Below are 19,373 nucleotides of genomic sequence, written 5' to 3'. Positions count from 1 at the left end.
CCACAATGATGATCCGCAAGACGCTGATTGCTTTTGCCCGGGATACATCAGGGGTCGCAATGGCCTATTCACTGATGGTGTTGATGGTTCTGCTGATTGCGGCTGGTTTTGCGATTGATTCCGCCAACGTCATTTACACCCGTGCCCGCCTGCAGAATGCGGCGGATGCAGCGGCACTGGCAGGCGCGGCTTTGATCCCCGAAAACACCGGCTCCATAACCGCGGACGTCAGGGCAGATATCCTCGCCGAGGCAGTACTGTTTGCACAGAAGAACATGACGACAACGGATCATGGTGATGTGTTGGTGCAGGTGGATGTTATTCTGGGGTTCTGGGACAGCGATGGCGCGTTGGGCGCGCCTCGCAGCTTTTACCCCGAGGGATCACCCGGCATTGCGATGCTGAATTCAGTGGCCACAACCACGCGAAAATCCTCGGCCAATGACAACGCCCAACCGATGTTTCTGATCGGTATGGTTGCTGCGGACACGCTGGATATATCGGTCAGCGCCATTGCCATTGCACCGCCCCCGTCCGAGGGGAAGGACTGCATGTCCGCAGGGTTCTTTGCCTTGGGGACCGCCGAAGGTGGCAGCACAAACGAGCTGCGCGATGGTTGGTGTATTCATGGCGAGGAAGGGGTCAAATTTGGCTCGCAAAACAGTATTGAGGGCGGCCCGGATGCAGAGACGCAATCCACCATCAGCATGCCGTCCCCCAGCAGCAATTACGGCGAGGGTGGGTTTGATTTTGGCAGCGACAACGAGGTGGTGCCAGAAGAGTTTTTTGACGACGGCAGCTGGGCGAACAATGACTTGCCCGACATAGTCGAGACTGCGACAATTGCCGATTACCTGAACCCGGCGATAGATTTCATGTTTGATATCAGCAAACCAGCAGGCCATTCGGACCATATCCACGCCGCGCAAGACATGGTCGACATCCTATACGATGATTATCCGGGCGGCTATCCACCTGGAATTTCAACCATCATCTACAGCTCCGACAACGTGGATATCGACTACAATTTTAACAACGCCTTGATTGTGTCTGATAAGAAAATAACAATTGGCTCGGATGTGACCATGAACAATGTGTTTCTCTTGGCCAAGGAAAACGTCGAGATCGGCTCCAACGTGACCATCGGATCCAGCACCTATTGCGATTCCCCCGACAATTCGATGAATTTCATTCTAGGGGCTGAGATGGCCAAATTCGGCTCGGATGTCGAAATGTTCAATCTGCAGGTGTTTGCCGGTGATTATGTCGATTGGGGATCAAACAATGCCACTGTTGGCGCGGTGTCGGTTTTTTCGGCCGGATCGCTTAAGTTTGGCTCAGATTGGGATATCCGTGGCTGTGGCGGCGCCAATCTGCTGCTGAACTATTCAAACACCCCGGTCAGCGAGCCCCTGCGGTTGGTTCAATAAATCAGGACATTGGTGACGCGGAGAGGCCGCATTGGTTTTGCTATGACCCGAGGCCGATCTTGCCGGGTACATCACATTGGCATATTACGATGCCGGTAGGTGGGGGCGTCCACGCCATCAACAAAGCCGTATCGGGTCACCGTAGCCATCACCGCCCTGAGCGGCTCCCAAAATTTATAGTGATCCTGATCTACAAGCTTTTGTCGCAGCGCGCATTGACCGGATGACATTCGTCCAGATTTCCGCCGACTGCTGGTCACTTCAAGCATCAAACCCACTGAAATGGGGGTATCAAACCCTAGCGATACTAACAGCTGGAGCGGAGCCCCATCGGCGGTGCAGACCGCCGATGAAGAGTGCTCATATGGATTACTTGGTCAGCGCATCCAGAATACGCGCCCAGGAGCGGATACCTTTGTGAAAGCTCTTGAGGTCGTATTTCTCGTTGGGGGAATGGATGGCATCGTCGTCATTGGCGAAGCCAACCAACATGGCATCCATGCCCAGCACCGATTTGAAGAAGCCGGCAATCGGGATCGACCCGCCCATGCCGCAGAACACCGCCTCGCGGTTCCATTCGTCCGATAGCGCACCACGGGCGGCCTCAAATTCGGGGCGGGCGATGTTCATCACCGATGCCGGAGAGCCTTCGAGATCCTGATCCCAGACCACTTTGCAGTCTGGCGACAGCTGAGCGGCGACATGGGCGCGGATCTTGCCACGCAGGGCGTCGGGGTCCATATCACCAACCAGACGGCAGGTGATTTTGCAGTGGGCCTCGGACGGAATCACCGTCTTTGATCCCGCCCCGTTATAGCCGCCCCACAGCCCGTTTACTTCGAGAGTAGGGCGCGACCATTGCTGTTCAAGGATCGAATAGGCCTTTTCACCATGGGCCTGCGTGTACCCGGCGTTGCTCAGATAGTCCTGCGCGTCAAATCCGGAGTTTTCCCATTGGCGCAGCAGGTCGGCGGGAACCTCGTGAACCCCGTCATAGAACCCTTCTACCGCAACCCGGCCGGTTTCCCGGTCGTAAAAACTATCGACGATCCGCGACAGTTCACGCAGCGGATTTAAGCCGGGGCCACCGTAGTGGCCCGAATGCAGGTCAATCCGCGGGCCGATCACGGTAAATTCATCCTTCAGCATGCCGCGCAGTTGCGAGGCAATCGAGGGCACGCCGCGTGACACCATCGAGGTGTCACAGATCAGCGCGATATCGGCTTTCAACTCATCGGCGTTGGCCTGCATGAAGGGAATCAGCGACGGAGAACCGGATTCTTCTTCACCCTCAAAGAAGAAGGTGATGCGGCAGGGCAGGCTGCCATGCACCAGTTTCCAGGCGCGGCAGGCCTCGATAAAGGTCATCAACTGGCCCTTGTCATCCGATGCCCCACGGCCGCGAATGACGGTGCCATTATTGGTCTCTTCCAACTGCGGTTCAAACGGCGGGCTGGTCCACAGCTCTAGCGGATCGACGGGTTGTACGTCGTAATGCCCATAAAACAGTACATGGGGCAGGTCGCTGTTGTCCTCGCCGACATGGCCAACAACCATTGGGTGCCCGGGGGTGGGGCGTTTTGTGGCCTCGACGCCAATGGATTTAAGATCCGCAACCAGCCAGTCGGCGGCCTTGTCACAGTCTGCCTTGTAGGCGGGGTCGGTGGATATGGATTGGATTCGCAACAGATCCATCAGGTGGGCAGTTGCAGTGTCCAAATTTCGGTCGATCTGGGCCAGCACATCATCAAGTGACATCAATTTCTCCTGAACATCGAGGTGGTTTTGCGCAAAGCCTAGCAGTGGCATTGGTTGGGGGCCAGAGATGTCTACGATTGGCATCAACCGTGTCCCTTAGGCGTCGACTTGGGACGCAAACGGTCACAATTGGGCCGCTGCTGTTCTTGCCGCTACTGGATCAAAGGTCTATTTGATCCACATCAAGGCTGCCATGGTTCGCTCGGGCGTATGTGGTTGATCGAAACAGGCGCTTAAGGTATCTATTCGCAAAGACGAATACGGCACAGTCGCCTTCACTCCGGGGTGCCGGGATTAGCTATGGAGATACCGGTGGACTATACCGCGAAACTCGACGCAGCCATTAACCAATTGCATGAAGAAGGCCGTTACCGGACCTTTATCGATATCGAACGCCGCAACGGTCAGTTTCCCCATGCGGTGTGGACGCGGCCGGATGGCAGTCTGCAGGATATCACCGTCTGGTGTGGCAATGATTACCTTGGCATGGGGCAGCATCCGGTGGTTCTGCGGGCCATGCACGAGGCGATTGACGCAACCGGCGCAGGCTCTGGCGGAACCCGCAATATTTCTGGCACAACGGTGTACCATAAACGGCTTGAGGCTGAATTGGCTGATCTGCACGGCAAGGAATCAGCCCTGTTGTTCACCTCGGCCTATATCGCCAACGACGCCACGCTGAGCACCCTGCCGAAACTGTTTCCAGGGTTGATCATCTATTCCGATAGTCTGAATCACGCGTCGATGATCGAAGGGGTGCGCCGCAATGGCGGCGCCAAGCGGATCTTTCGCCACAATGATGTGGCGCATCTGCGCGAGCTTCTGGCCGCAGACGAATCGTCGGCCCCCAAACTGATCGCCTTTGAATCGGTCTACTCAATGGACGGTGATTTTGGCCCGATCGAAGAAATCATCGAATTGGCCGAGGAATTTGGTGCCCTGACCTATATTGACGAAGTGCACGCGGTCGGCATGTATGGTCCACGCGGTGGCGGCGTTACTGAACGTGACGGATTGGCGCATCGCATTGATATCATTAACGGAACTCTGGCCAAGGCCTATGGCGTGATGGGCGGCTACATTACCGCCAGCGCCAAAATGGTCGATGCAATTCGCTCCTATGCGCCGGGCTTTATCTTTACCACGTCGCTGGCACCCGCCGTCGCGGCCGGCGCGGCAGCCTCAGTTGCCTATTTGAAGAAAACACCTGAATTGCGTGAACAGCATCAGCAACAGGCGAAGATCCTGAAGTTGCGACTGAAAGGCTTGGGCTTGCCGATCATTGACCAGGGTAGCCACATTGTGCCCGTCATTGTCGGAGACCCTGTGCACACCCAAAAGCTAAGCGATATGTTGCTGGCTGACTACGGTATCTATGTGCAACCAATTAACTTTCCAACTGTTCCGCGCGGTACGGAGCGTCTGCGCTTTACGCCGTCTCCGGTGCATGGCCCCAAAGAAATTGACGCATTGATCCATGCAATGGACGCCTTGTGGTCGCATTGTGCGCTGAATCGTGCCGATCTGGCGGGCTAAGTCATGAGTGCCCTGTAAAATTTTCTAGAGTGTGTTACCCATTTATCAACGAAAGAGTGCAATCGAATCGTTGGGACGGTTTTATAGGCGCTCTAGTTTAATACGTGGCGGGCAGGAATGGGATTGCAGGGATGATTGGGCGCATCACTCAGCGCAGGTCTAAAGTGCAGGAGGTCAGTGTACCTCGGAGCTTTGATGATTTTGAATTTCGCCTCGGTGATGCGATGCGCGGTGAGCGCGCAACACTGGGCAAATCGCTGCTGGATGTGCAGCGGGAGCTGCGGATCAAAGCGTCTTATATCGCAGCAATAGAAAATTCCGACCCCAGCGTTTTTGACACCCCCGGCTTTATCGCCGGCTATGTGCGCTCTTACGCCCGCTATCTGAACATGGATCCAGAACAGGTGTTCGAGGATTTCTGTCGCGAAAGCGGATTTGAAGTGGCCCATGGGATGTCCACCAAAGCATCCAGTAAACGCGAGGGCCCGGTGCCGATTGCCACCGGTATGGGCGGTCTGGGCAGCGATGCATTTACTGCCCCCAACACACCTTTTGCCCCCAACCGGGGCGGCTTCTTTTCAAATGTGGAGGCGCGGGCCATTGGTTCTGTCATGGTCTTGCTGGCCTTGATCGGCGGCGTTGGCTTTGGTGGCTGGACCGTTCTGCAGCAGGTGCAGCAAGTGCAGATGGCCCCAATCGAGCAAACCCCGGTGGTCCTGACCGAGTTGGATCCGCTGATGGCTGCGAACACAATGGCGCTAAATTCTACCGCCGTCGCCAACTCGGACGCGCTGAACCGGTTGTACCGTCCTCAGGCTCTTGATGTGCCTGTTCTGATGGCGCGGGATGCACCGATTTCGACATTGGATCCCAGCGCGTTTGGAAGTTTTGCTTCGTCAGAACTGCCGAGTTTGGAATTTGCTGTGGCGCGCCGTCCGTCCGCGCCGGTCTCCGCTCAACCGGTGCCACAGGTTATCGAACAGGCCGCTCCCCGAATGGAAATGGTGGCCGTACGCGAGTCTTGGGTGCGGGTCAGTGCTGTCGATGGCAGCGTGATTTTTGAAGGCATCATGAAGCCCGGCCAACGCTATGAAATTCCAGCCACCGAAGAGGCGCCATTGCTGCGCACCGGTGAAAGCAGCGCCATTTATTTCGCTCTGGATGGGGCGCATTTTGGTCCGGTCGGTGGCCGTGGCCAGGTCACAAAAAATCTGCTGTTGTCGATTGATACCGTCACCGAACGATTTGATGTCGCGGATCTGGAGCAAGATCGCGACCTGGCCAAAATGGTGGCCGAACTTAAAACCGCGGCATTCTCGGAGTAACCCGACGGTGCCAGTTGCCAGTGATCGACGGGTGGGATGTCTTGGGCCATTGCGGCGCATGGGTTCCGGGCGTATCTAAAGGCAATTGACCTTTAGTCTGGATCCGCAAATGTCGATCAATCATATCCGCCCCTGGCGCAATATCGAACGCCGAAAAAGTCGCCAAATCATGGTCGGAAACGTGCCCGTCGGCGGCGATGCACCTATCGCCGTGCAAACCATGACCAACAGCCTGACCACCGACGTCGCCGCAACCGTAAAGCAGGTGCAGGCCGCCGCCGAGGCCGGTGCTGATCTGGTGCGGATATCGGTGCCGGACGAGGCCTCGTCCAGGGCGCTGAAGGAGATCGTCGCAGAAAGCCCGGTGCCGATCATTGCCGACATCCACTTCCACTATAAACGCGGCATTGAGGCGGCCGAGGCGGGCGCTGCCTGCCTGCGGATCAACCCGGGCAACATCGGCAACGAGTCGCGGATTGCCGAGGTGATCAAGGCGGCCAAGGACCACAATTGCTCGATCCGAATTGGTGTCAATGCGGGCTCGCTGGAAAAGCACCTGCTGGAGAAATACGGTGAACCCTGCCCGGATGCGATGGTGGAAAGCGGGCTGGATCATATCCGCATTCTACAGGATCACGATTTCCACAATTACAAGATTTCGGTCAAGGCATCGGATGTGTTCATGTCTGCGGCGGCCTATATGCAGCTGGCTGAGGCCACGGACGCGCCGATCCATCTGGGCATCACCGAGGCGGGCGGTTTTGTGTCCGGAACCATCAAATCGGCGATTGGCTTGGGCCAGCTGCTGTGGATGGGCATCGGCGATACCATCCGGGTTTCGCTGAGCGCCGATCCGGTGGAGGAAGTTAAAGTCGGCTTTGAGATCCTCAAATCCCTGGGCCTACGCCATCGCGGCGTCAATATCATTTCATGCCCGTCCTGTGCGCGGCAGGGGTTTGATGTGATCAGGACCGTCGAGTCACTGGAACAGCGACTGGCCCATATCCATACCCCGATGAGCCTGTCGATTATTGGCTGTGTGGTGAATGGTCCGGGCGAGGCGCTGATGACCGATGTCGGATTTACCGGTGGCGGGGCCGGGGCCGGAATGGTTTATCTGGCTGGCAAGGCCAGCCACAAGATGAGCAACGAGCAAATGGTCGATCACATTGTGCAAGAGGTTGAGAAAAAAGCCGCCGCACTGGATGCGGCAGCTGAAGCCGCGGAATAACGCTGTTTGGGCTGGGGTGGTGTAGGGTGCGTGCTTGCACGCACCGCGACCGCCGAAGGTGCGTGCAAGCACGCACCCTACAGCTACATCAACCGCGCTGGTCGCGTTTGATGGCAACAAGATCCGACATTTGACCCGCAGGTAAAAAACCACGCAACAATTCGTCCTCCATCACAAAGGTCGGAGTTCCCGAGATCTTTAGCCGCTGTGCAAGCGCATGGTTCTGGGCCAATTCCTGATTGACCTCTGGGCTGTCCATCAGAGCTAGGATGGCATCCGCATCCAGCCCCAGCCCTTCGGCCAAACGTCGCAGGACCACGTCGTTTGGCTCGCCCCTAAATTCGATCAGCGCGTCATGCACTTGTTTGTAGGCATTGGCCCCGGCGGCCAACCGGGTGGCAATGGCAAAGCGGGAGGACAGAACGGATGCCTCGCCAAGAATTGGGAATTCTTTGATGACCAATTTGATATTGCCATCCTTGGCAAGCAACTGGGCCACCTCGGTGGCCGCCTTTCGGCAATAGCCACAACGATAATCCATGAATTCAACCAGAGTTATATCGCCGTCAGGGTTTCCTCCGACCCAAGAATAGCCATCGTTTTGCAGCTCTTCAAGATTGGCGGCGACCAGCGCTTCATCCTGCATCGATTCGGCTTCGGCCTGACGCTGCTCCAGCAGATTCACCGCTTCGATGATCACTTCTGGATTCTGCAGCAGGTAGGCGCGCACTTCGGCGCCAAATATGGCACGTTCGGCATCGCTCATACTGGTCAGCTCCAGAGCCTGAACCGGGGCTGACAAAAGCACCAATGAGGTAGCGATACCCGCCGCAAGGGCACGGGGAAAACGGATCATTTATTCTTCCTTTTTTGGTATTGTTCTGCAGCGATAAGCACATCCTGTGCCCGTCGCCAAGTGGCAGAGCCTCGCGGCAGCAAAGCACTGGCACGTTTGGCGTGTCGGCCTGCGTCATCCATTCGGCCCTGTAGGGCGTATCTCTCGGCGGTGACCAGCGCCGCCATGCCGGTTCGGCCTGTCTTGGCATAGGCCAGCGACATGTCCCGCAGCAGCCGGGCATCGCGGAAATCGCGGGCACGGGCCTTCTCCATCGCTTGGATGGCCTGTTTTGGTTGACCGGCGGCCAGTAAGGCACGGCCATATCCGCCCAGGATCAGCGCTTCGGAGGGCGCCAGATCGACGGCCCGCCGGTAGGCTGTCAGGGCCTCGCTCCAGCGCCGGTTCTCCATCAGGATCTGGCCCTTCAGCTCATAATAATAGGCGTCATTGGGCCGCTGTGCCAGGGCGCCGTTCAGTGCCGTCAGTGACTTTTTCAGGTTGTTTTGCCGGTGAAAGGCCACCGCTTCGCGCATCAGGCGAATGTCTTTTGAGGTCTCTTCTTTGGCGCGACGTTTGGTCCACTTTGGCGACCGGTTGAAGGCGGACAGCTTGCCCCGGACCCGGGCAAACCAATAGTTGGCCTCGGCGTTGGGGGTGCTTTGATCGCCAAAGCTGGCAACATAGGCCTTGGCGGCGCGTAGCCGGTCGCGGCTGAGGGGGTGCGAGCGCATATAGGGGTCTTGATTGGCTGTGCTCAGCAGGTCCTGGCCGGAAAAAACCTGATGCAGGTCAACCAGCCCCTGTGGGCTGATGCCCGCGCGGGTCAGATAGCCGGCGGCAGAGCGATCAGCCGAGGATTCTTCGGCACGTGTATGGGCCAGAAAGCTGCGAAAGGCGGCACTTTGGGTGCCGACGGCGATGCCCGCCGCGGCCTCTCCGGCGCCGGCCGCTGCGGCCAGAACCGCCAGTGCGACACCAAGACCCGAGATTGAGCTGGCAGAGCGCATGTTCTGCATGCGCCGGGACAGGTGACCATTGGCAATATGCGCCGCCTCGTGGCCAATCACCGCCTGCAGCATCTCGGGACTGGTGACTTTCAGAATCAGGCCGTAGTTCACAAAGATGGTTTGGGAATCCACCACGAAGGCGTTGAACGAGGCGTCGTTGACCACCAAGACCCGCACCCGTTTGGCGTTCAGCCCGGCCGCAGTCAGGACCGGCGCCGCCAACTTGCTGAGCCCGTGTTCGATATCCGCATCGCGCAGCAACCCGAGCGCCGCTGATGGCAGCGCCGAGGCCACCAGGAACAATGTGCTCAACACCAGGGCCGGGATTGACGCCAGCCGATTTAAACGGTCAATAAACATGGCCGCACCATGGGAGATCAACATGCGAAACTCAACCCGATCAAATGTCGATCCCTTCATTGTGATGGATGTGATGGAGGCCGCGCGTCAGGCCGAAGACGCCGGTCGCCATATTATCCACATGGAGGTTGGTCAGCCATCGACCGGTGCCCCCCTGGGCGCACGGCGCGCAGTGGCCGCCGCACTGGATGGCGACGCGCTGGGGTATACCGTGGCTTTGGGGCTTCCGGCGCTGCGCCAACGTATCGCCCGGCTATATGGAGAGTGGTATAATGTTGATCTGAACCCGGACCGGGTGATCGTGACGCCGGGATCTTCTGGCGCCTTTCTGCTGGGCTTTACCGCACTGTTCGACAGTGGCGACCGGGTTGGTATCGGGGCGCCGGGCTATCCGTCGTACCGGCAGATCCTAAAGGCGCTGGGGTTGGTGCCGGTGGATATTCAGACAGCGGCGGAAAACCGCCTGCAGCCGGTGGCGACAGAACTGGCAGGGCTGAATCTGGCAGGGCTGATGGTTGCGTCGCCTGCAAATCCAACCGGAACCATGCTGAACCGCGATGCTTTGGAGGCGCTGATCGCTGCGACGCAGGAGCAAGGCGCCAGTTTTATCTCGGATGAGATTTATCACGGGCTGGAATATGAGGCCAAGGCCGTCACCGCGCTGGAGCTGACGGATGAGTGTTATGTGATCAACTCCTTCTCGAAGTTCTTTGCGATGACGGGCTGGCGGGTTGGCTGGATGGTGGTGCCCGAGGATCATGTGCGGGTGATCGAGCGGATTGCTCAGAACATGTTCATTTGCGCCCCCCATGCCAGCCAGGTGGCAGCACTGGCGGCGCTGGAGTGTCAGGATGAAATGCGGCAAAACCTGAGTGTTTATGCGCACAACCGCGCGCTGATGCTGCAGGGCCTGCCCAAGGCCGGATTCACCAAGTTCGCGCCGCCGGATGGGGCGTTTTACGTCTACGCGGATGTCTCGGATCTGACCCAGGACAGCCGTGCCTTTGCGGCGGAGATTCTGGAAAAAGCCGGGGTTGCGGTGACGCCGGGCCTGGATTTTGATCCGCTCCGCGGCGCCACCACCCTGCGATTTTCCTATGCGCGGTCAACCTCTGATATAATAGAGGGGCTGGCGCGCCTGGAGGCATTCATGGCAACCCGCCAGCAAGCAGGCTGACGGTTTGACGATGGCGGTACACGAGGCGAAAAAGGCGTGAGACAGATGAGCAGAGTTTTTACACTCATAGCATTTACCCTGGCCCTGAACTGGCCGGGGGGACCGGCCCATGCCCAGACTCAGGCCCAGACCCAGGGATTCAGCGGGCTGGCGCGCATTGATCCTGCCTCCAGCCGGATTGAGGACCGCGACAATGGCGGTGCCCATATCGCGCTAGGCCTGAGCCAGGGGGTGCCCTATCGGTTGTTCACTCTGAACGACCCGCCGCGTCTGGTGCTTGATTTTCAGGAGGTGGACTGGCGTGGGTTGAGGTCGGAGGCTTTGTTGCAGGGGCAGCAGGTCACTCGGGTACAGTTTGGCACCTATGTGCCGGGTTGGTCGCGGATGGTGCTGGAATTGGCTGGCCCGCTGAAGGTTGAAAGCGCGGCGCTGGATATCGATACGGTGACGGCACAGGCGAAATTGCAGCTGCAGCTAACCTCGACCAGTGCCGAGAGCTTTGCTTCCAGTGTAGGTGCCCCGACGGATGCGCGCTGGGATCTGCCACCGGCGGAAGGTCTGCCTGCGCCCATAACGCGGGGCTCGGATGCGCCGTTGCTGGTGGTGTTGGATCCTGGTCATGGCGGCATTGATCCGGGCGCTGAGGCTAAAGTAGATGGTTCTGCGGTGGTGGAAAAGGATCTGATCCTGGGATTTGCCATTGAACTGGGTGAAGAACTGGTGCGGTCGGGACGTTTTAAGGTGCAACTGACCCGCGACGGGGATTATTTTGTCTCGCTGGAGCGTCGCATTGCGCTGGCCCATCAGGCCGGAGCGGATCTGTTTGTCTCGCTCCATGCGGATTCCCTGTCGGAAGGCCTGGCCCATGGTGCGACGGTGCATGTGCTGTCGCCCGAAGCCTCGGATGTGGCGTCAGCCAAATTGGCGGAGCGACATGACCGCAGTGATCTTTTGGCTGGCGTGGATCTGAGTGATGCGGATGACCGTGTTACCGGTATCTTGCTGGACCTGGCACGGCAGGAGACCCAGCCACGCAGTGACGCCTTGGCCCAGGCCCTGGTTGAGGGAATGGCCAATCAGGGCGGCCCGATGAACCGCCGGCCGCTGCGCTCGGCGGGATTTTCGGTGCTGAAGGCGGCGGATATCCCCTCAGTGCTGATCGAGATCGGATTTCTGTCCAGCCCGCGTGATTTGAAAAACCTGCAAGATCCCGCGTGGCGGGCGACAATGACGCGCGGGATTTTGAATGGACTGGTGAGCTGGCGCGAGGAAGATGCTGCGCGCAGAGCCTTGGTTCGACAATAGATGCAATGATACAGGTGGGGCGCTGCCCCAAACCCCGGGATATTTAGCGCCAGATGAAGATCCAACTGGCTCGCGGGCGGGCAAATGGCGCATTACCGCCATCTGTTGTTTTGACCATTGGCGCTGGCGCCCTTATATAGGCGCCATGTGCACAGGAAGGCCGTATAGTGCTTAGGATTATTCTCTCATTCTTTGGCTCCATCTTTAGTACCATCACGCTGGGTATTGCGATGGTGGCGCTGACGGTTGGTGCCGTGTTCTGGATCTATGGGCGTGATTTGCCCAGCCACGAATCGCTGGCCCAGTATCAGCCTCCGACCATCAGCCGGATTTATTCAGGCGAGGGGCAACTGATTGATGAGTTTGCCAAGGAACGCCGTTTGTTTGCGCCGTCGGATGAGATCCCCGATTTGGTGAAACAGGCTTTCATTTCAGCTGAGGATAAGAATTTCTATAGCCATAAGGGCTATGACATGCGCGGGATTGCGGCCGCCGCCATTGAGGCGGTGCGCTCTCGAGGGTCCAATGTGCGGGGGGCCTCGACCATCACCCAGCAGGTGATGAAGAACTTCCTGTTGTCCGGCGATCGCAAGGCCGAGCGCAAGATCAAGGAAATCATCCTGGCGGCGCGGCTGGAGGAGACGCTGGATAAGGAGCAGATCCTTGAGCTCTATATGAATGAGATCTTTCTGGGGCAGAACTCTTACGGGGTGGCGGCAGCCTCGCAGACTTATTTCAACAAGACGCTGGAAGAACTGGCGCCGCATGAGGCGGCATTTCTCGCCTCCCTGCCCAAGGCGCCGGGCAAGTTTCATCCGGTGCGCGGCAAACAGCGGCTGACCGATCGGCGCGATTATGTGCTGCGGGAAATGTATCAGAACGGCTATATTTCGGAGGCGGTTTACCGGGTTGAAGTGCAGCAGCCGCTGCGCTCGGTGCAGAACGGTGATTTTGAGAGTTTCCGTACCGCGCTGCCACCACGGGACTATTTCACCGATGAAATTCGCCGCCAGCTGTCGGTCGATTTTGGCGAGGGTGAGTTTTTTACCGGCGGCTTTACCGTTCGCGCCACCATTGATGCGGAAATGCAGCGGGTGGCGGCGCTGTCGCTGCGCACGGGGTTAGAAAAATACGACCGCTCGCGCGGGATCTGGCGTGGCACTGAGCTGACGATTGCGGCGGATCTGCTGAAGGATGAGACCGCCTGGCGGGCTGCCTTGGCGGCGAGCGATGTGCCCAGAGATGTCACACTGGGGGGCGAGTGGCTGCCGGCGGTGGTCTTGGCGGTCGGCGATAGAGAGCTGACCGTGGGCGTCGAGGGGGCCGCAGCGATTGGCGCGGTGCCGCGCGCGGACATCAGTTGGATGAAGGGGAGTTTCAAGGATAACCTCACCCTCGGTGACGTGGTTCTGGTGCGGGCGCAGACCAAGGATGACGCCTTTCAGCATTGGTCATTGCGGCAAATTCCCGAAGTGCAGGGCGGCTTTGTGGCGATGGACGTGAACTCGGGCCGGGTGTTGGCGATGCAGGGCGGGTTTTCCTATCAGCATTCTGTGTTCAATCGCGCCACCCAGGCACAACGCCAGCCGGGATCCAGTTTCAAACCCTTTGTCTATGCTGCGGCACTGGACAGCGGCTATAGCCCGGCAACCATTGTTGTGGATGCGCCGATCGAGGTGAATACACCGCAAGGGCTGTGGCGGCCGCGCAATTCGTCGAATAAATTCTATGGGCCAACGCCACTGCGCACCGGCATTGAGCGCTCTCGGAACCTGATGACAATCCGTTTGGCCCAGGAAATTGGCATGCCGGTGGTTGCGGGCTATGCGGAACGCTTTGGTGTCTATGACGAGATGGGCCCCTATCTGGCCAACTCGCTGGGCTCGGAGGAGACCACGCTGTACAAAATGGTGACCGCCTATGCAATGTTTGCCAATGGCGGCGAGCGGCTGAAGCCAACCCTGGTTGACCGTATTCAGGATCGCGATGGGCTGACGATTTATCGCCATGATGACCGCGATTGTGTGGATTGCTCATCGACCATGCTGCCCGAGGGTGTGGCGCCCCGGATTATCACCGATCGTGATCAGGTGATGGACCCGATCACCGCCTATCAGCTGACCTCGATGATGCGCGGTGTGGTGGAACGTGGCACCGCCTCTGGCAATGTGCACCTGGGGGTGCCGACCGCGGGCAAGACCGGCACCACAAACGAGGCGCGGGACGTCTGGTTTGTGGGTTTTACCTCGAATATTGTGGCGGGCTGCTACATTGGTCATGATCGGCCACGGCCACTGGGGCGGGGTACCTATGGGGGCAATACCTGTGGCCCGGTGTTCCAGCAGTTCATGGAGAAGGCGACGGCCAAATACGGCGGCGGTCCCTTTGACGTGCCGCCGGGTGGCCATTTCATCAAGATCGACCGCTATACCGGGGCCCGTCTGCCGGATGAGGCCAGTGGCGAGTATGTTGTGGCTGAATATTTCCGCGATGGGGCTGAGCCGATCTTCGGGCTGAGCTATGATGGCGGATTTGCCATGGGATCAAACCTACCGTTGTTTGAAGAGATCAATGACTCAGGTCGACAGGTCACAACCTCAAGCGGCGGCACCGCGGTTCTGGGGCCCAAGGCGACGTTTGGCACGGTCAGCTCTGGGGGGCTTTATTGACCGGCCTGAGCCAGCAACAAGGCCAGCAAATCAGCTTCGTCGTCCTGGGACAGCATGCCCTTTGCCCGGTAAGCAATGGACAGGGCGCATTTGGCTGCGGCCCACTGCGCGAGCCGTAGCGGCGGCACCTTTAGCGCCTCAGCAAAACGCTTTGTCACCTCTGTGATGCGGTCTTGGTTGCGGACCAGCGCGGGCAGCCCCTTGGGGTGACGCAGGGCATTAGCCAGTTCAAAGGCAGGGTCGCCAATATATCCCTTTGCATCAAACGCTTGCGGGCCTGAGGAGGTCAGGATGATATTGTCATGGTGTAGATCGCCATGCAATGGCACAGGCGGCGGCTGATGGGCGAGCAATTGCCGTGCCAATTCAGTGGCGCGCAACATGTCTTGGCGCAGATTGGGATGGCAATCCAGGGCAATTCCAAGCACCAATAGAGGGACAAAAACCTCCTCTAGTGCGCATAGATCTGGCAAGGCGGATACTGGGTGGTGGTGTAGGCATCGGGCCGTATCACAGAGTAGCTGATCCGCCCGTGGCGCATCGCCTGCGCGTGCAATGTCACCCAGACTTGGTCCGTCTAGCCACTCCATCAACAGTGCCGATCGGCTGTCTTTGAATATTCGAACCGCCCCCTTTTTGGACCAGGCATTGAGCAGGGCGGCTCCTGCTGCCTCGTTGCCCCGACTGGCCTGCCTGTACACTTTAAGAACAGCCAGAGTGCCATTTGCCTGGCGCACGCGCCAAAGCTGGGCAATTGGTGTTTTAGACAGGTTTTCCGGACTGGTCAGCTGCCACCGGGCCATTATTGCCGCAAGACCATCAGTCATAACGCTTCCCATCATCTTGTGGTGTCCTTCAGGTCTTGGTATCACGCAGACCTTATAGATCAAGTTGGGACCAAACCATGCGCGCCGAGATCCAGAACTATGTGGCCGAGATTGAGAAATCTCTGGACCTGCTCGCCCAGCGAATGGACAAGGAAACCGCGCCGCATCGGCTCGAGGAATTCGACGCCCGCGTCGAAGATCCCAATCTGTGGGACAATCCAGAAGCCGCGCAAAAACTGATGCGCGAACGGCAGATGCTGGTCGATGCAATGGACACCTACACAGGCATCAAGCAGGACATGGCTGATAACGTCGAGCTTATCGAAATGGGCGAGATGGAAGATGACAAAGAGGTCATAGGTGAGGCCGAAGACGGGCTGAAGACGTTGGCTGCCAAAGCGGCAGAGAAAGAGCTGGAAGCGCTGCTGGACGGCGAGGCTGACAGCAACGACACCTTCCTTGAGATAAACTCAGGCGCGGGTGGCACGGAAAGCTGCGACTGGGCCTCGATGCTGGCGCGGATGTATGTCCGCTGGGCCGAGAAAAAAGGCTATAAGGTCGAGCTGCAGTCGGAGAGTGCCGGTGAAGAGGCCGGGATCAAGTCGGCGTCCTATAAGATTACTGGGCACAATGCCTATGGCTGGTTGAAATCCGAGAGCGGTGTGCATCGTTTGGTGCGGATTTCACCGTTTGACTCGGCGGCCAAGCGGCACACGTCATTCACCTCGGTGAAAGTGTACCCGGTGGTGGACGACAATATTGAGATTGAGGTCAATCCGGCCGACATCCGACTTGATACCTACCGCTCATCAGGGGCGGGTGGTCAGCACGTCAACACCACCGATTCGGCGGTGCGGATCACCCACCACCCCACCGGTATTGTTGTCACCAGCTCGGAAAAGTCACAGCACCAGAACCGCGACATCGCGATGAAGGCTCTGAAATCACGGCTCTATCAGATGGAGTTGGACAAGCGCAGTGCGCTGGTAAACGAGGTGCATGAAAACGCTGGCGATGCAGGCTGGGGCAACCAGATCCGCTCATACGTGCTGCAGCCCTACCAGATGGTCAAGGATCTGCGGACCAGTCACGAGACCTCGGACACCAAGGGGGTGCTGGACGGCGATCTGGATGGCTTTATGGCTGCCACTCTGGCGATGAATGTTGCCGGCAAAAGCCGCGCTGAGGCGCAGGCCTAGACCGCCACTAATCGGAGTTGGGTCAATGAAAGCCGGGGCAACCCGGCTTTTTGCATGCTGGCGCACAACAGGCGGCTGGTTGGTGACATTCCCCGAGACGCCCATTTGCGGGAAATATGCATTAATAAAAGATGTATGTGAGCTATCTATTTGATTGTGTGAATTCAGGCAGTAGGCTTGCTTTGAAACTTTCGTAAGCCACTCAAACTAATACCTTCAAGCTGCTGTTCTAAAACTGTTTTGCCTATCGGCCAATGCCGTGTCAATTGACCGACTGCGGGGCCTGCGATGGCACCAAAAGGCGGGTTGTTTGCATTTGAAACAGATCAACTGAGTGCAGATGGAGACCTATAATGAATGAACGCAATCGAATGTGACACTGGGGCAGACCGGGAGTTTCCAGCCCTTGGCAACACCAGCCAACAGGTCATTTTGTGACCAGAACAATACCTGTTGCCCCGGGAGGTCGGGGAGGGGGAGTCTTTGGGAGGAGACATTCATGATTACAGAGAAAGATTTTGGCGTGCCTCAGCTTCGGCCGATGACTTTGGCCATCTTACGTCAGGCGGTACGTCAGGGTTGGAAGGATTTCCGCACCAGACCCGAACTTGGATTGATATTTTCCGGGCTATATATCTTGGCCGGCTGGGTCATGGTCTGGATCACACAGGCGACAGGGACCACGTTTTGGCTGGTTCTGGCGGCCATTGGCTTTCCACTGGTCGGCCCCTTTGCTGCTGTGGGCCTGTATGAGGTTTCGCACCGGTTGGAACAGGGCAGGCCGAAGAACCTGAGAGACGTACTTCGGGCCGTGTTGCAGCAGGGCAGCCGCCAGCTTCCGTCGCTCTGTGCTATAATCGTGGTGGTTTTTCTGTTTTGGTTTTTCCTCGGCCATCTGACCTTTGCACTGTTTCTGGGCTTGTCTCCGATGACCAATGTGTCGTCATCGCTGGATGTGTTCCTATCCTCCAGCGGGCTGATGATGCTGGGCGTTGGAACCCTGATCGGCGCATTGATTGCACTGCTTTTATTCATGCTCACCGTGCTGTCTCTGCCGCTTTTGCTGGACCGCGAAATTGACTTTGTCACTGCGATGATCACAAGCTTTCAGTATGTTTTGCAGAATTTTCCACTGATGATCAGTTGGGCGGCGTTTATCGCAGTCACCACGTTTGTCGCGATGTTGCCTGGGTTTGTCGGACTATTGCTGGTTTTGCCGCTGCTGGGCCATTCAAGCTGGCATGTCTATCGGTTGATAGTGGTGGCCGAGCCATAATCCAGGGTGACGCCCTGTGCGGCGGAAATACAGCATGGGCTGCCCGGTTAGTGGAACGGCTCTGTGATCTGCAGCAAATGGTGATGAAATGGCATCAAACCCGCTTCTGGGACAAAACCTGTCCCCCGCGCGGCGCCAAGGATGTCACCGAATTTACCACCCAAATGCTCGTAGACCATTTTGGTGACCCGGATGCCGCTGCTGCCTTCGCGCACCGTGCGGCTGACGTAGCCAACCCAGAAATTATTCTCAAGCGAGGCCACCCGTGCAAGGTAGTTGAAGGAACAGGTCAAGGCCCCCCGCCGGGCGATGATCAGCGCAACGCCGTCATCCTGACGGGTCGCGTAACCGCGAAACTCACGCGAGTGTGAAAACGAGGGCAGCCCCTGATGACGCATTGCTTCTTTGGGCTCGAATCCTTTGACATAAGTGACTCCTTCAGAGCGAAAAATATACGACAGGCCAACCAGATAGTGGTTGTCCCTGATGAAGCTGCGTCTTGAAAAACGATAGATTCCAGATGGAAATGACTGTTCCGAAAGCGAACTGACGCCCGGCCCAAGAAAGTCTTTCAGGAATTGACCGTTGAGGACTTTCCCCTTGGTTTCAAGCTCGTTGACCGGCTCTAGCAGGATGCGCGCATCGACATTAAAAAACGAACAGATCCGGTCCAAAATATCCGGCCGCGGAAAACTCTCGCCAGATAAATAGCGATTGAACTGGGTCCTGTTGATGCTCAACTGACGCGTCAGTTCGGAAATGGACGGGTATTTTTTTGACAGATGGCGTAGATTGGCGCCAAACACGCTTCGCAAATCTGCCGGAGAAAGGGGTACCTTTGCCATTGGACTCTGACCTTAAAATTGTTCAATTCAATAGTAAGCTGCAATGCCCGAACTGGAATTTTTCAGGGCAGTTTCGTCTTATTGACGCCAAGTAGTGACAGATGTGACGCTGCGATAGGTCAACAAGCTATCCACTCAGACACAAAAAGCAATAGCCAGACGCCGAATTAACCATGTTTGAACGCTGCCAATTGGATCAGAATTGAGGGGTGTTCAGGAAGAGGTATGAGATGAATGGTGTGGTGCTCTGGAGCGATGCAGGTCAGAAAAGGGCTGTCATTTGGTGTGAAGATCAGGGCGACCTGGCATTTTACGCGCAGAAGACGGCTCTGGAAGTGGTGGATCTGCACGAAGGTGATCTGGTTTGTTTCGACCTGACCCTGCAGCAGAATAAGCGGAAGGCGGAAAACCCTCAGGTTTTGGCGGAAATGGCCTGTCTGGGATTAGCGCAGAGTTTGATAGCTGCACTGCCTGATGCGGTTCCAAAACCGGACCGCACTCAGAAAACCGCGCGGATTATTCCCTTTGCGGGGCATTTAAAGCAAAAGCAGCGCGAAAATGCATCGCGCCGCAAATGTGTTGGGTAGTAT

The 19,373-nt window shown here is 57.5% G+C and carries 15 protein-coding genes; 10 read left to right on the top strand and 5 right to left on the bottom strand.

What is annotated here, in order from left to right; genetic code table 11:
- The first annotated feature begins 5 nt into the window (after nucleotides 1–5).
- Complete coding sequence (locus QPJ95_RS21835; RefSeq protein WP_270919866.1) at nucleotides 6–1,430, top strand: pilus assembly protein TadG-related protein; 1,425 nt, start codon at nucleotides 6–8, stop codon at nucleotides 1,428–1,430.
- 369 nt (nucleotides 1,431–1,799) lie between these two features.
- Here the strand turns inward: QPJ95_RS21835 and QPJ95_RS21830 are convergent, their stop codons facing one another.
- On the bottom strand, nucleotides 1,800–3,188 hold the full coding sequence (locus tag QPJ95_RS21830; RefSeq protein WP_270919867.1) for a M20/M25/M40 family metallo-hydrolase: 1,389 nt from the start codon (nucleotides 3,186–3,188) through the stop codon (nucleotides 1,800–1,802).
- A 312-nt stretch (nucleotides 3,189–3,500) separates the two neighbouring features.
- Here QPJ95_RS21830 and hemA point away from each other — a divergent pair, with 312 nt between their 5' ends.
- From hemA to ispG, 3 genes are all read left to right on the top strand, one after another.
- A complete protein-coding gene (hemA, locus tag QPJ95_RS21825; RefSeq protein ID WP_270919868.1) occupies nucleotides 3,501–4,724 on the top strand; it encodes a 5-aminolevulinate synthase in 1,224 nt (407 codons plus the stop codon).
- Between the two features lie 131 nt (nucleotides 4,725–4,855).
- Nucleotides 4,856–6,049 (top strand): helix-turn-helix domain-containing protein, encoded by a 1,194-nt coding sequence (locus tag QPJ95_RS21820; RefSeq protein ID WP_270919869.1) that lies wholly within the window; start codon nucleotides 4,856–4,858, stop codon nucleotides 6,047–6,049.
- Nucleotides 6,050–6,158: 109 nt separating this feature from the next.
- A complete protein-coding gene (gene ispG / locus QPJ95_RS21815; protein ID WP_270919870.1) occupies nucleotides 6,159–7,280 on the top strand; it encodes a flavodoxin-dependent (E)-4-hydroxy-3-methylbut-2-enyl-diphosphate synthase in 1,122 nt (373 codons plus the stop codon).
- An 88-nt stretch (nucleotides 7,281–7,368) separates the two neighbouring features.
- Here the strand turns inward: ispG and QPJ95_RS21810 are convergent, their stop codons facing one another.
- Together QPJ95_RS21810 and QPJ95_RS21805 are read right to left on the bottom strand one after the other, a co-directional pair.
- Nucleotides 7,369–8,136, bottom strand: coding sequence for a DsbA family protein (locus QPJ95_RS21810; protein WP_270919871.1), 768 nt, complete (start codon nucleotides 8,134–8,136; stop codon nucleotides 7,369–7,371).
- Entirely contained in the window at nucleotides 8,133–9,509 is a 1,377-nt protein-coding gene (locus QPJ95_RS21805) for a M48 family metalloprotease (protein WP_270919872.1), read from the bottom strand. The genes QPJ95_RS21810 and QPJ95_RS21805 overlap by 4 nt, the downstream gene beginning before the upstream one ends.
- Here QPJ95_RS21805 and QPJ95_RS21800 point away from each other — a divergent pair.
- From QPJ95_RS21800 to QPJ95_RS21790, 3 genes are all read left to right on the top strand, one after another.
- A complete protein-coding gene (locus QPJ95_RS21800) occupies nucleotides 9,508–10,662 on the top strand; it encodes a pyridoxal phosphate-dependent aminotransferase (protein ID WP_270919873.1) in 1,155 nt (384 codons plus the stop codon). The two genes, QPJ95_RS21805 and QPJ95_RS21800, sit on opposite strands and share 2 nt — an antisense overlap.
- 45 nt (nucleotides 10,663–10,707) lie before the next feature.
- Entirely contained in the window at nucleotides 10,708–11,967 is a 1,260-nt protein-coding gene (locus tag QPJ95_RS21795; protein ID WP_270919874.1) for an N-acetylmuramoyl-L-alanine amidase, read from the top strand.
- 167 nt (nucleotides 11,968–12,134) lie between these two features.
- Entirely contained in the window at nucleotides 12,135–14,636 is a 2,502-nt protein-coding gene (locus QPJ95_RS21790) for a penicillin-binding protein 1A (RefSeq protein WP_270919875.1), read from the top strand.
- On the opposite strand, the gene QPJ95_RS21785 is transcribed toward QPJ95_RS21790, so the two are convergent.
- On the bottom strand, nucleotides 14,630–15,463 hold the full coding sequence (locus tag QPJ95_RS21785; RefSeq protein ID WP_270919876.1) for an aminoglycoside phosphotransferase family protein: 834 nt from the start codon (nucleotides 15,461–15,463) through the stop codon (nucleotides 14,630–14,632). The genes QPJ95_RS21790 and QPJ95_RS21785 overlap by 7 nt on opposite strands.
- 77 nt (nucleotides 15,464–15,540) lie before the next feature.
- Here QPJ95_RS21785 and prfB point away from each other — a divergent pair, with 77 nt between their 5' ends.
- Nucleotides 15,541–16,662 carry a peptide chain release factor 2 gene (prfB, locus tag QPJ95_RS21780; protein WP_270919877.1) on the top strand — a complete coding sequence of 374 codons (1,122 nt, stop codon included), beginning with the start codon at nucleotides 15,541–15,543 and terminating at the stop codon, nucleotides 16,660–16,662.
- 499 nt (nucleotides 16,663–17,161) lie between these two features.
- Nucleotides 17,162–17,938, top strand: coding sequence for a DUF2189 domain-containing protein (locus QPJ95_RS21775; protein WP_270919878.1), 777 nt, complete (start codon nucleotides 17,162–17,164; stop codon nucleotides 17,936–17,938).
- A gap of 47 nt (nucleotides 17,939–17,985) precedes the next feature.
- Here QPJ95_RS21775 and QPJ95_RS21770 read toward each other — a convergent pair whose 3' ends face one another.
- The gene (locus QPJ95_RS21770; protein WP_270919879.1) at nucleotides 17,986–18,783 is read right to left on the bottom strand and encodes a helix-turn-helix domain-containing protein; all 798 of its coding nucleotides are present in this window, start codon (nucleotides 18,781–18,783) and stop codon (nucleotides 17,986–17,988) included.
- Between the two features lie 230 nt (nucleotides 18,784–19,013).
- Between QPJ95_RS21770 and QPJ95_RS21765 the strand changes: the two genes are divergently transcribed.
- Entirely contained in the window at nucleotides 19,014–19,370 is a 357-nt protein-coding gene (locus QPJ95_RS21765; RefSeq protein ID WP_270919880.1) for a hypothetical protein, read from the top strand.
- The last annotated feature ends 3 nt before the right edge of the window (nucleotides 19,371–19,373 follow it).

The sequence above is a fragment of the Parasedimentitalea psychrophila genome, assembly GCF_030285785.1.
GTDB classification, from domain to species: Bacteria; Pseudomonadota; Alphaproteobacteria; order Rhodobacterales; family Rhodobacteraceae; genus Parasedimentitalea; species Parasedimentitalea psychrophila.
Note: the sequence above shows the minus strand (reverse complement) of the source record. Positions and strands in the feature narration are given on the sequence as shown.

What these genes read in the sequence shown, in the direction of transcription:
- QPJ95_RS21835 (WP_270919866.1), top strand. Translation starts at nt 6, where the DNA reads ATGATGATCCGCAAGACGCTGATTGCTTTTGCCCGGGATACATCAGGG.
- QPJ95_RS21830 (WP_270919867.1), bottom strand. Translation starts at nt 3,188, where the DNA reads ATGTCACTTGATGATGTGCTGGCCCAGATCGACCGAAATTTGGACACT.
- QPJ95_RS21820 (WP_270919869.1), top strand. Translation starts at nt 4,856, where the DNA reads ATGATTGGGCGCATCACTCAGCGCAGGTCTAAAGTGCAGGAGGTCAGT.
- ispG (WP_270919870.1), top strand. Translation starts at nt 6,159, where the DNA reads ATGTCGATCAATCATATCCGCCCCTGGCGCAATATCGAACGCCGAAAA.
- QPJ95_RS21810 (WP_270919871.1), bottom strand. Translation starts at nt 8,136, where the DNA reads ATGATCCGTTTTCCCCGTGCCCTTGCGGCGGGTATCGCTACCTCATTG.
- QPJ95_RS21800 (WP_270919873.1), top strand. Translation starts at nt 9,508, where the DNA reads ATGCGAAACTCAACCCGATCAAATGTCGATCCCTTCATTGTGATGGAT.
- QPJ95_RS21805 (WP_270919872.1), bottom strand. Translation starts at nt 9,509, where the DNA reads ATGTTGATCTCCCATGGTGCGGCCATGTTTATTGACCGTTTAAATCGG.
- QPJ95_RS21795 (WP_270919874.1), top strand. Translation starts at nt 10,708, where the DNA reads ATGAGCAGAGTTTTTACACTCATAGCATTTACCCTGGCCCTGAACTGG.
- QPJ95_RS21785 (WP_270919876.1), bottom strand. Translation starts at nt 15,463, where the DNA reads ATGACTGATGGTCTTGCGGCAATAATGGCCCGGTGGCAGCTGACCAGT.
- prfB (WP_270919877.1), top strand. Translation starts at nt 15,541, where the DNA reads ATGCGCGCCGAGATCCAGAACTATGTGGCCGAGATTGAGAAATCTCTG.
- QPJ95_RS21775 (WP_270919878.1), top strand. Translation starts at nt 17,162, where the DNA reads ATGATTACAGAGAAAGATTTTGGCGTGCCTCAGCTTCGGCCGATGACT.
- QPJ95_RS21770 (WP_270919879.1), bottom strand. Translation starts at nt 18,783, where the DNA reads ATGGCAAAGGTACCCCTTTCTCCGGCAGATTTGCGAAGCGTGTTTGGC.
- QPJ95_RS21765 (WP_270919880.1), top strand. Translation starts at nt 19,014, where the DNA reads ATGAATGGTGTGGTGCTCTGGAGCGATGCAGGTCAGAAAAGGGCTGTC.